This is a genomic window from Calditrichota bacterium, assembly GCA_020637445.1.
In the GTDB taxonomy this organism is placed as follows: domain Bacteria; phylum Electryoneota; class RPQS01; order RPQS01; family RPQS01; genus JABWCQ01.
In genome coordinates this window covers 525,777-537,905 of sequence record JACJVZ010000002.1, presented here as the reverse complement: position 1 = coordinate 537,905, position 12,129 = coordinate 525,777, and the positions used below count along the sequence as shown (strand labels likewise).

Here is a 12,129-nt window from a genome sequence, read left to right as displayed (position 1 = left end):
GTCGGTTTCCCTTTTGGCAAGCCGTGCGCCATAATGAAAGAACGTGACGGACACAGCGAAATCCTGCAAGAATGAAAAGTTAGGATACCGACCCATTTTGACGATGTGGAACGATTTCCACCGTTGGTTCGAGGAGGTTGTGGGAAATCAACCACACGGGCAATTTGCGTTGATTGGGTTTCCGTGTTGCAGCGGAGCAACAAAACAAAACGAGGTGGTCCGTTTGGACCACCTCGTTCAAAATGCGTTGATACTAACCGGTCAGGGTTTACGGCCAACAAATATCCAGCCGCCGCCTTTCGGGTTATTTGTGTTCATGTCCATCCACATAGCGAACGCGGCAAGCGGATACAGAATCGCGATCCACGGCACCACGACAATGAAAAACAGTTTGGTTACCGACAACATTTGCATCGGAATTCGCTGGAGAATTTTCCAAGCTAACGGACCCCAAAACGGACCGTACGTATAATCAAGCCGCTCAATTTCGAATCCGGCGCGAGTCGCTTTGTCGATGAACTCTTGCTTGCTATAGCCTTCGCGGACATGTTCTCCAATTACGGAAATATCGCCTTCGGCATATTCGCGCTCGCCTTCGCTCGAAGATGGCGTGGTTACGACCAGATAGCCGTCTTTCTTGAGCGACGCGAAGAAATTCGCCCATACTTTTTCATCTTCAAGAATGTGTTCGAGCACGTCCGTGTTCAAAATCAAATCGTAGCTGTCAGGCTTACGATAAACCGTGAGATCACCCAGCTCGAATTTGACATTGGTTTGACCCACGGCTTTTGAGAACCAATTGCAGTCTTCAATCTGCTCCGGTTTCACGTCGATGGAGTAGACATTCGCGTTGGGAAATGTCTTGGCCATTTTGTACGAAAACTGTCCGAAACCGGACCCGGCGTCGAAGATGTCCCATTTCTGCTTGCGGTTGCGAACGCGTTTGAGTTCGCGACGGATGTACCAGTTGCGCAGGAACAGCGCGCCCAGCATCGTATAAAAAAGACGTCGCAGCAGCGGTTGTCTCGCGACAACCCGTCCCAGCGATGCCTTTACAGGATCGTAATCAATTGCGTGATCAGCCAAATGTAGTCAGTTTCTTATTTCGATTTTGCAAATTCTTCCAGTATCTCGCACGGCCTGTCCCACGAGAATTTCTCGGACATCGCGCGCACGTTCGGTTCGAACATCGCACGTCCGCCGCTCTCAAAAAACTTTTTCACCCCATCCGCAATCGCAGCGGGTTCTTCCGGCGCGACGACGTAACCTGTCTTCCCCTCCTCCACGACTTCTGAAAGTCCGCCCACGTTTGTGGTAATCACCGGACAGCCGTGCGCGTAAGCCAGTACGAGAATCGCCGATTGCGTCGCGCTCCTGTATGGCAGCACATTGACATCCGCGGCGGCGAGATAAGTTCCGATTTCATCCGCAGGCACATAGCCGGGCCGCACGATTACATGATCGCGCAACCCCAGTTCGTCAATCAACGTGTCATACTTGCTCTGTTCTTCGTAAAATTCGCCCGCGACAACCAGCTTCACCTCAGGGTCCTGCGCGACAATCTCTTTCATCGCGCGCAGGAGAATATCGAGCCCTTTGTACTGGCGTATCAGCCCCATGAACAGAAGCAGTTTCTTCGCGTCAAGTCCGAGTTTCGCGCGCGCGGCTTGCTGTCCATCTTTGAACTCGTCGTATCGGTCGAACAGCGGGAGCGGTGTAAACCGGATATTCTCCTGCGGACAATTCGGATACAACTCTCGCAACTCTTGCGCTTCGTTGCGGCTGAAGGTCAGGAAGTACTTAGCGCGTCCCAGTGCCATCTTCGACAAGATCGTGTCGCCGAAGCGTTTCTCATGCGGAATCACGTTGTGGCAGATAAACGCGACCTTCGCGCGGCTCTTCGCATTCAGAAACTTCGCCACCCAATAGTACGCCTTGCCGAAAAACGGCATCCACCATTTGAAACAAATCAGATCGGGATTTTGCGACTTGATGAACTGCGCCGTCCGCCAATACGAAAGCGGGTTCCACGGCACAAGCATATTTTCAGGAGGGAGGTCGCGGGCGGATTTGTTTTCGACAAACTGAGTCTTGCCGGGAAACAATATTTTGGGAAACTGCTTCCTGAAACCGGCAATCACCACGTCGTGTCCGCGCGCGGTCAGCGCACTGGAGAGTGAGTTAGTGGTTTCCGCGATTCCGCCCCGATACGGAAACGCGGGACCGACGATAACGATCTTCACCGGTTGGTGTTTTTCCTCACGGGCGCGTAAAGCGCGTCATAATAGTTCGCCAAATAAACTCCGAGCGTCAGATAGCCCAGTATGTTCCGCGTGCGGTACGCGGCGCGGTAGTCGTTGTAACGCTCGTCAATCAGCGGAGTCCCGTATTCGTGAATGTCGAGATATTCGTTCTTGCGTTTGTTTGTTTCTAACGCATAGGCGACAAACGCCGCCAGCGTCGCGGCCTGCACAACTCCGAACACCGTCGCTTTCACCCGCTGCTGTTTATAGTATTGCCCCCATCCGGGCAGCAATGCACTTCGCCAAGAGGCGGAAAGTTTTGCGTCGGCTTCAGGTAATCGGTACGATTCCGGCTGCGACATAACATGTTCGACATATTCGCGTTTCGCCTGACCGAACACCCCAAGAACCTTCGGCGACGTCAACACCGGGTCCATTTCAAACGCGGGATTGATCGCAACGATTCTCCGGAACTCGGCCAAAGCAAAACCCGTCTGATCGCGCGCGACATAAATCGTCGCCAGCACCACACGGAACGGAATCTCCGCCAAATCGTCAATCGCTTCAGCCGTGCGCAGACCACGCAGCGCCGTCAACTCCGCTTCATCGAACCGTCCTTCATCCACGGCCGTCTGCGCCGCGATTCGAAGCGAATCGAGCGACTGCGCGAAAGCCGTCGAGCAGAGGATGATCCCCAACATGAGAATGATGAATGTGAACCGGAGTGTCAAGGGTTCCTATTTGCCAGTAATGGATTGCAAATTCTAAGACAATACCGACGACTTTTTCAATCGGGTGGAATCTTATTCCGCTTTCGCCTTCTTCACCGCTTCGGTCAAGGGCGGAAGAACTTCGAGCGCGTCACCGACAATACCGTATGTGGCGAGTTTGAAAATCGGCGCATCGGCGTCTTTGTTGATGGCGACGATGGTGCGGCTGGTGCTCATACCCGCGACGTGCTGAATTGCGCCGCTGATGCCGACCGCGACGTATAGACTTGGTGCGACCACCTTGCCCGTCTGACCAACCTGCTCGTGATGTGGACGCCATCCGGCATCCACGACTGCGCGTGACGCACCCATCGAGCCGCCCAGCGCAACGGCCAAGTCTTCGATCAGATTCCAATTTTCCGGTCCCTTCATGCCGCGACCACCGCTAACCACAACATCGGCTTCCGTCACGTCCAACATGCCGCCTTCTTGAATCTTCTCTTCAACCACCTTCGCGCGAATCTTCGACGCGTCGAGCGAAACAGTTTGCGAACTGACATCCGCGGTACCGCCGACTTCTGCGGGCAAGAATGCTTTCGGACGCAAAGTCAGCACACCAAACGGCCCCGTGATCTTCGCCCACAGCATTACCTTCCCCGCATAGATCGGACGGAGCGCACAGACGGCATTGTTGTCTACTTTCAGATCAGTGCAGTCGGTCAACAAAGGTGCATTCAACCGCGCAGCCAAACGTGGAGCAAAATCTTTGCCCTGCGCTGATGCGGAGAGCACCACGGCCTTGGGTGAATTCGCCTTGCATACTTCGGCAGCAGCCTGCGAGTAACCTTCGGCCGAGTATTGTGCAAGTTCAGAATTGGTGAGTTGAATAACCTTCTTCGCGCCGAATGCGCCAAGCGACGCTGCATCCGAGCATTCACCAAACGTCACGGCCACAACCTCTGCGCCGAGTGCTTGTGCCAATTTATGCGCGCCACTAACCGCTTCACGCGCAGAGGCTTTTAACTTATTGTTCTTGGAATCGCAAAAAACGAGAATCATAGAGAAAATAGGAAATATGAAATGGAAATATGAAATCGAAAGAGGAATCCGCAGCGGATGCCGCCGCGTGAATCTGATCTCCCCTCGCGCTGCGCGGGGGGACTAAGAGCCTATCTTGAAATAAACGAAACGCTAAAGAGTCGCGGCGGCAGGTGTCTTCACCTGCCCCGCAGAGCGAGATTTTTCAGATTCCGGCGGGGAACCGCTACGCTAAATCCCCGCTCGGCGAGTATCTTTGTTATTTCGGGATAGGCTCTAAGGGGGATCTTTTAAGCAAGCCGAAAATCAAAAGCGCAACCGCGCCAGCGACACCGAGTCCAACATCTACGCTGGTTTGGGATAGTCGGTTGCGCCGTTCTTCAGATCTTCCAGATCGGCGGCAACCATCATCTTCACCAATCCGGCAAAGTCTACTTGCGGCTCCCAGCCCAGAAGTTTTTTGGCTTTTGAAGCGTCGCCCACCAGCAAATCCACTTCGGCAGGCCGCACGAACTTCGGATTGATGCGCACAAATTTTTGGTAGTCCAGATCAAGTCCGCCAAAAGCGAGCTCGCAAAACTCGCGCACGGTGTGCGTGTGTCCCGTGGCGATCACAAAATCTTCCGGTTCGTCGTGTTGCAGCATCCGCCACATCATCTCGACGTAATCTCCGGCAAATCCCCAGTCGCGCCGCGCATCAAGATTTCCCAGTTCAAGCACGTCGGTCAATCCCAGCTTGATCGCCGCCGCCGCGCGCGTGATCTTGCGCGTCACAAATTCTTTTCCGCGCCGTGGAGATTCGTGGTTGAACAAAATTCCCGAAACGGCAAACAGTCCGTAACTTTCGCGCGCGTTGATCGTGATGTAATGGCCGTAAACTTTTGCGACGCCGTAGGGACTGCGCGGATGAAACGGCGTCGATTCTTTCTGAGGCGTTTCGCGCACCTTGCCGAACATCTCCGATGACGACGCTTGATAGAACCGAATCTTCGGATCAATCTGGCGAATCACTTCGAGCAGCCGTGTCACACCGAGTGCCGTAAACTCGCTGGTCAGAATCGGCTGTTCCCACGACGTCGGCACAAAACTCTGCGCCGCCAGATTGTAAACTTCCGTCGGCTTCGAATCTTTAATAACTTTCTCGAGCGAATGCGTGTCGAGCAAATCACCTTGGAGAATATTCACTTTCGTGCGCAGATGTTCGATTCGTCCCAAGTAGTCCGACGAACTTCTCCGCACCATGCCGAACACTTCATATCCTTTCGAGAGCAGCAGTTCGGCCAAATAGCTTCCGTCTTGTCCGGTAATTCCGGTAATTAATGCACGCATGTATGTGGTGTGTCGTTCAAATTGTTGCTTAGGCTTTTGCCTTGTTCTTTTCCGCGGCCTCGCTCTTGCCGCTGCCGCCGAGCGGAATGCGCACGAGCACGACGGCCATGTCGTCGCCGAGCGCGGTGTTGTCTTGCGTCACGCGTGTGAAGAGCGCCTGCGCGATGTCCGGCAACGGGCGGTCGCGGTGTTCGGAAAGAAAATATTGTAAACGGTCGTAGCCAAACATATCTTCGAATCCAATTTCAGCTTCGGGAATACCGTCGGTGTAAAAGGCCAACAAATCTCCCGGTTCGAGCGAATATTCCATGTGAATGAACGGGAACATCTCCATCACGCCGAGCATAATTCCGCCTGCGTCGAGCTCGACAATCGCGCCATGCTTGCGGACAAGATAGCCGGGATTATGTCCCGCGTTGCAAACGGTCAGCATCGAGCGGTCAGAAGAAATCTCAGCAAGCATCAAAGTCACAAAACGGTCCGGCGACGTGCGGCGCACCATTTCGTTGTTCAGCAGCGCGACCATTTCGTTGATAGGCCGGCGTTGGTTCGCGATGGCATGCAGCGTCGCTTGCAGATTCGACATCAGAAGCGCCGCCGGCAGACCGTGACCCGCGACGTCGGCCACGCAAATCAGCACGCGTCCGTCTTCAAGCGGGAAAAAGTCGTAGTAGTCGCCGCCGACCGATTGCATACTCTGGTGCAGGCCCAACACCTGCATTCCGCGCACTTCCATCGGTCCTTTGGGCAACAGTTTCTGCTGCACCTGCCGCGCGTTTTCCAATTCGCTTGCATACTCTTCGGCTTGCTTCCGGCGACGCTTGTCTCGTTGGCGGAGCTCCCAAATCGCAAATCCGCCCAGCAGCGCACTCACCAACGCAATTCCAATCGCCCAGCGCGCGGCTTTCGGCCATTTCTTGAAAGAACTAATGGCAGTCCGCTCAATCGGCAGCGCGACACGATATGCAAGATAGACGGTTTCCTGCGAAGGATTGAAAAAGTACAATCCCAAATTCCGTCTGCTGTCATCGCGAACGACGCGGCTGTTATAAAGGCCTTCCACCGGTCGCAGAGTCGCGGCAGGCGGCAGTGAAATCGTATTGGGGTAGTCGCGTCCGGTCGGAGAGAACGTTCTCAAACTCTTTGACAGCGGCAAAATCTCGCGCGACCAGAAGTGATCGGTTGGAGCTTGCGGATACGAAAGCACCGCTTCGTCATATTGCCAGGCGTAGAGCGTTCCTTCAACGTCTTTGCCCGTCGCGGATTCAACGTACCAGCTCACGGCTTTCGTCGCGGCCTTGGCTTCCGCTTCGCCGGACAACGGTGTCGACAACGTGACGTGCAACTTCGGCGGATCAAAAGCGTGAGTCAGCTCCAAAAACGTCGAATCATAATCTGTAATCGTAGCCAAGCGATGACGCCGCCACAAATAGAGTGAGTCCCGCTGCTCATAGACTTTTGTGAGTGCGGCCACCGTGGCCGAGTCCACACCGGATACGCGTAATCCCTGCGCGGCATACTTCGCCTTGGGCGGCAGAACTTCCTTGCCCATTTCTGTGCTGCGCCAAGCCGAAAACGGCGGCACGGGAATGCAAAGCCACGGCGAGTGTTCAATCTGCTGCGATACGCGTGCTTCTTTCGGCAGCCAGCTCGGAGGTGTACGTCCCGGCGCGCGGTTGAAAATGATTTCGCCGCCTTCCGGTACGTCACATTCAAGTCTCAGCGTAAAACTTCCGCCGCGTTTGGCTTTGTCGCGAAATGAAATCGTTCCCGCTTCTCCCAGCCACCGCTTTACCGTGACGTTGCCGGGAATCGAATCTCCGGCGGGCGTCATGGCCCAGAAGCGAACCAAATCACTTGGCAATTCCAAATCGAGAATCGTCGCGAAACTCGTCGTATCCGGCATTGCAAATTCATAATCAACGCTGAAGCGGTCGCCCGCGGTCATCGTCACCGCGTCTTTCTCGATCGATTGCACGGGAAACGGTGTGCGGCCGCTTTTGCCATACTGTGGCCATGCCGCAAGCACGATGGGACGGGAAAGATTGCCGCTTTTCTTCACGTTAATCCGATAAAGCGCTTCCTTCTCAATCTTAAGGTCTTCCTGCAGGTCCTGCTTTTCGGAAGCATAAACTTTGGACCATATTTCGCCGTCGAGATTCGAGTGAATGCTCACGCGTGTCTCACCGTCGTCCATTTGTCCCGGTTCGAGCAGCAGCGACCAGTGCAGCTTGTCTCCCTTGAGCAAGGACAATTCAATCGAAACCGAATCACCGGGAATCAGAAGCTGACGGCGAATATCCGGCAGCGGCGTCTGCGCAAACGCCGAAACTGCGAAGAAGATTGCGCCAAGCAGTAAGAATGTAAATTTGCGCAGCATGGACGTGCTCAGGCTCCCGCCTCGCTGTCCTGCTTGCGCGTGTACCACGCACGCTCGTCGTTGTCAAACTTCACGGGTTTGAAGTTATCCAGAATCTGGGCGTGGGATATGGACGTAAACTCAGTGTCGACGACTTCGAAAAGCCCTTGACCGGAACATTCGATGGCGTGCGGCGTCGTGTCGTTGATGGTGCAGTGCGTGACGCGTACCTCTTGGCACCCTTCGGCGATCAATCCGCTGCCGCCGCTGCGTTCGATCAATGAGTTGTCCATGCGCACGTCGAGTGCGTTCTTCGCGCAAACCGCTCCCCGTTCGGAATCCGCTACATAGCAGCTCGTCACGGAAATTCTCGTGCCGATGTCGGACGCGATGCTGTACTTGCCGCCCTCGACCGAAGAGTACTTGATATCCAAGTTTCCGGACGCGATATGAATCACGGGCTGCGTTCTCACCTTACCCTTTAGTGTCAAGTTCGTCAGGATCAAATTCCTCGCGGTCGAGTGGATCAACGAATCCCTGTCCGTCGTCAGCTCCACGTCTTCATGGGAACCGATACCGACGATCTCGACGTCTTTGGTGATTCTCAAGGAACCGGAGTACTTTCCCGGTTGAACTTGGATGAGATCACCGTCTTTGGCTGCCGCGAGTGCGGACTCGAGAGACGGGTGTGCTCCGGCGCGGTTTGGTGCGACCACGTGAACAGTACGGGCGTCGGACATAAGCTGATTCCCAAGGGTTAGGTGATATGAAGAAAAGACAGAATGAGGAGACGTTTCAAAAGTCCCACTGCACGACGCCCGAAGCCACGTCGAAATAGGCGCGCGAGATTGCGACGGAGCCGCTTTCCAGTGCTTCCAAAATGGCGGGGGATTGCTGCGGAAGCTGTGCGGCGAGGTTGCGCGTGTTTTGCCGGGATACTTCGCTGGCGAGTGTATCGCCCGAAAATCCCTGCTTGCGTTTTTCAATAACGATGGTCCCCAGCCGCGCGATAACGGCGGAGATCGCGCCGCGCAACGGAAGATCAGAAACCGCGGCTTCAATCGCGCCGCAGCTCGAGTGCGCCATCACAACGACAAGTTTAGTATTGAGCGCTTCGACGGCGAATTCGACGGAGCCTACGACTTCCGGCGTCAAAATCGTTCCGGCCACGCGAATGACGAACAGATCGCCCTGCGATTGATCGAACAAAATTTCCGGGGCCACGCGCGAATCGGAACACGTAATCACACAAGCAAACGGCGCCTGCCCGCGAGCAAGCTCCGCCCGCAACTCAGCCGTAGCCTTCCACGGCTGCGGAGTCCCGTCCACGTACCGGGCATTCCCGTCACGCAAAGCGGTCAGTGCATCAGCAGGAGATAGGATCAAATCAGAATTGAACTACTTGAGTAGGAGTAAGTTTCGTGTGGAGACCTGTTCGCCGGAAACGACTCGCGCAAAATAAACTCCGGATGCCGTCTGAGCATTCCAGTGCAGCGTGTGCGTCCCCGCGCTTATCCATTCGTCAGCCAGCGTTTCCACCAAACGGCCCGTGACGTCATAAATTCGCAGCGACACAACCGCTCCGCGCGTAAGATCGAATCGTAAACTCACCGTCGAATTGAAAGGATTGGGGTAAGCCGACAGTGAGAACTCGGTCGCAACCGGAGCGTTGCGCGGCTCAATCGCCGAAACCGTTTGATCGTTGTATAAAATCCCGCCGTACGGTCCAACCATCCAACCCTTCGTCCCCACAAAACTCATTCCCGTCATGTAGGTTCCGGTCAACCACGTCAAATCGTTATCGACAAACCAACCCGTTTCGGGAGAGCTCTTCCAGAACTTCGGTCCCGCACCTGCGACCCAGCGGTTTCCCACGGAGTCAATTCCTATCGCGGTCGTGGGTTGATCCGTCGTAGATCCGCCAAGTCCTCCGGAGTTCCACGTTTCCCCACCGTCGTGCGTAGCATAACACAAGGCATGCGGATTGGGAGGATCAATTTGCCAGCTTCCGCCTATAATCCAACCGTCGGTTTCATTTTCAAACTGGATTCTATACATCGACTGGAAGTAGGTATTGCCGTCTCCTCCCTCCTGAATCTCCCACGTCTCCCCTCCGTTCGTCGTGCGCACAATCACTCCGCGATCAGGATTCGTGTATTGTCCCCCCACAGCCCAACCATAGGACTCATTGATGAAGGCAATGTCTCCCAACGGCCACGTCGTTCCGCTTTGTTGCGGAGTCCAAGTTTCACCGCCGTCTTCAGTATGCAGAATCGTCCCATCCCAACCGGAACACCAGCCGACCATACTTGAGACAAACGAGAGTCCGCCCAGCGGCACACTCACACCGCTCGTTTGAACATCCCAATGCTCTCCCCCGTCGTGTGTGCCGACAATAACTCCGTTCTGCCCGCAGGCCCAGCCCTGCAGCTCATCGAACATGAAAAGATCTCGAAAGGACTCCGTCGTACCCGTCGGCTGAACCGTCCAGTTGAGACCGCCGTCTTCGGTCTTCATGATCAGCCCGTTGGCACCCGAAACCCAACCGACTTGCGGCGAAACAAAGACGACGCTTCCCAGATGGTCGGTGATCGTTCTATCCAAACGAACGGGTTCAATCTCGTCGGCGCCGCTCTTCAATAGCAACCCAATACTGCCGACGCCCACAAACTCTCCCGACGGCGCGGATGTAACAGCTTGGACGGGAAACGCAGCGCTCCACGTAGTCTCAGTAAAGCTCTCGCCGCCGTCAACAGTCAGCCAGAGTCCGGCATCGCTGGAATTTTCCGTTGTTATCCAACCACGCAGAGAATCCGCAAAAACGATCTTGCGAGTCCACACGTCTGCAATCGCCGTATCCAATACACTCCACGTATTTCCACCGTCGCGCGTGCGATAAACTCCGCTGTGTCCGCTGTCAAAGCGGTTCAGATACCAGCCGTTGTCGCTGTCTAAAAAGAACAAATTCTTGGTTTGGCGTCCGTGTGGCAAAGCCAGCGAATCCCACGACGCGCCGCCGTCTTCGGTCCGCATCAACGTGCTGTCACGCAGTAACGCCCAACCTAATTGCGAGTTCAAGAATTGAAGTCGCGTAATGGCTTGCGAAAAAGCAACAGACTCGCTCCATTCCACTCCACCGTCCACGGATTTTCGTACTTCACTTGCGTCATAACTGCTGACCGCGACAAAGCCCGTATCACTGGAGACAAACTGAAAGTCCACGACTTCTTGACGTCCAAGAGTGTTCAGGTATTGCCAACTCGCTCCACCATTGGCCGTCTGACTAACGTAAGTCGAGTCCCGCGTCTTCGCGACAACCCAACCGGTGTCCGCATTCGCAAACGAGACGTGTACAAAATCCTCGGCCTTCTGAGTCTGCACAATCTGCCACGTTTCACCGTCATCCATGGAACGTAAAACCGTTCCGTGCTGACCGACGGCTATGGCTTCATGTTCGCTGACAAAAGTAACATCATAGAGCGTGTTGCTGGTCGTGCGCGGATTCAGCCATTGCCATTCCGCGTACGAAACCTGCAAAGCGGTCACCACGAGACCGCAAACGAACGGGATAAGCCAGCGCATTGTTCCTCGAGAGTTCGTGGAATCCGGCCAAAGAGGAGATTACAGCACCTTCGCTTCTTCGCGGAGCTTCTGTATCAAGGTGGGAATAGCCTCGACGCCTGTGCCGAGAATCTGTCCCGGCTGACGTTCCGGCTTCGGCAAAACTTCCATCGCTTCAACCTGCACGTCGCCGAAATCCGCGGACACTTCGTCGATCGGCTTTTTCTTTGCGGCCATGATCCCCTTGAGCGACGCATAGCGAGGCTCGTTCAAGCCTTTTTGTGCGGCCACCACACACGGCGTTGGCAATTCGACGACCACCAACCCGCCTTCGACTTCGCGTTCGGCGGTAACTTTGCCGTCTTTGACATCGAGTTTCACCACGACACTCACCGACGGGAGATCAAGCAGCTCCGCCACCATCATTCCCACCGCATGGTTGTCTTGGTCAATCGCGGACTTGCCGCACAAAATCAAATCGTAAGTTTGGCCCTTGATGGCATTGGCCAATGCACGCGCGGTGGCGAGCGCATCAAATCCGGCGTCACCCTTGACGTGAATTGCACGGTCCACACCCATCGCGAGTGCGGTGCGCAGCACCTTCGGCACATTGTCTCCGCCCATGCTGACGCCCACAACTTCGCCGGAGCCAGCGGCTTCGCGAAGTTTCAAGGCTTCTTCAACGGCGAATTCATCAAAGGGATTTAGAACGAAGGTCACACCATCGAGGTGAACGGATTTTCCGTCCATTGACGGCTTGATGCTGGCCTCACTGTCGGCCACGGCTTTAAGAAGCAAAAGGATATTCACGATCGGTCTGTAAGTTCAGTAAAATGAGAGGTTTTCACGGTCTTAGACAATTCATCAACTTAGCTAATTTTGCTCAGAA

At 54.9% G+C, this 12,129-nt stretch carries 10 protein-coding genes; all 10 read right to left on the bottom strand.

Going from position 1 to position 12,129, the window contains the following annotated elements:
* Positions 1-261 precede the first annotated feature (261 nt).
* A complete protein-coding gene (locus H6507_10120) occupies positions 262-1,086 on the bottom strand; it encodes a class I SAM-dependent methyltransferase (protein ID MCB9369452.1) in 825 nt (274 codons plus the stop codon).
* Between the two features lie 14 nt (positions 1,087-1,100).
* Positions 1,101-2,243 carry a glycosyltransferase gene (locus H6507_10115; GenBank protein ID MCB9369451.1) on the bottom strand — a complete coding sequence of 381 codons (1,143 nt, stop codon included), beginning with the start codon at positions 2,241-2,243 and terminating at the stop codon, positions 1,101-1,103.
* A complete protein-coding gene (locus tag H6507_10110; GenBank protein ID MCB9369450.1) occupies positions 2,240-2,974 on the bottom strand; it encodes a hypothetical protein in 735 nt (244 codons plus the stop codon). The genes H6507_10115 and H6507_10110 overlap by 4 nt, the downstream gene beginning before the upstream one ends.
* A gap of 72 nt (positions 2,975-3,046) precedes the next feature.
* Entirely contained in the window at positions 3,047-4,012 is a 966-nt protein-coding gene (locus H6507_10105; protein MCB9369449.1) for an electron transfer flavoprotein subunit alpha/FixB family protein, read from the bottom strand.
* 324 nt (positions 4,013-4,336) lie between these two features.
* Positions 4,337-5,320 carry a GDP-mannose 4,6-dehydratase gene (gmd, locus tag H6507_10100; GenBank protein MCB9369448.1) on the bottom strand — a complete coding sequence of 328 codons (984 nt, stop codon included), beginning with the start codon at positions 5,318-5,320 and terminating at the stop codon, positions 4,337-4,339.
* A gap of 28 nt (positions 5,321-5,348) precedes the next feature.
* Positions 5,349-7,700, bottom strand: coding sequence for a serine/threonine-protein phosphatase (locus tag H6507_10095; protein MCB9369447.1), 2,352 nt, complete (start codon positions 7,698-7,700; stop codon positions 5,349-5,351).
* A gap of 8 nt (positions 7,701-7,708) precedes the next feature.
* Complete coding sequence (locus H6507_10090) at positions 7,709-8,419, bottom strand: right-handed parallel beta-helix repeat-containing protein (protein ID MCB9369446.1); 711 nt, start codon at positions 8,417-8,419, stop codon at positions 7,709-7,711.
* 55 nt (positions 8,420-8,474) lie between these two features.
* Complete coding sequence (locus H6507_10085; protein ID MCB9369445.1) at positions 8,475-9,065, bottom strand: carbonic anhydrase; 591 nt, start codon at positions 9,063-9,065, stop codon at positions 8,475-8,477.
* A 12-nt stretch (positions 9,066-9,077) separates the two neighbouring features.
* Positions 9,078-11,261 carry a T9SS type A sorting domain-containing protein gene (locus H6507_10080; GenBank protein MCB9369444.1) on the bottom strand — a complete coding sequence of 728 codons (2,184 nt, stop codon included), beginning with the start codon at positions 11,259-11,261 and terminating at the stop codon, positions 9,078-9,080.
* 39 nt (positions 11,262-11,300) lie between these two features.
* Entirely contained in the window at positions 11,301-12,050 is a 750-nt protein-coding gene (locus H6507_10075) for an electron transfer flavoprotein subunit beta/FixA family protein (protein ID MCB9369443.1), read from the bottom strand.
* Between the last annotated feature and the right edge of the window lie 79 nt (positions 12,051-12,129).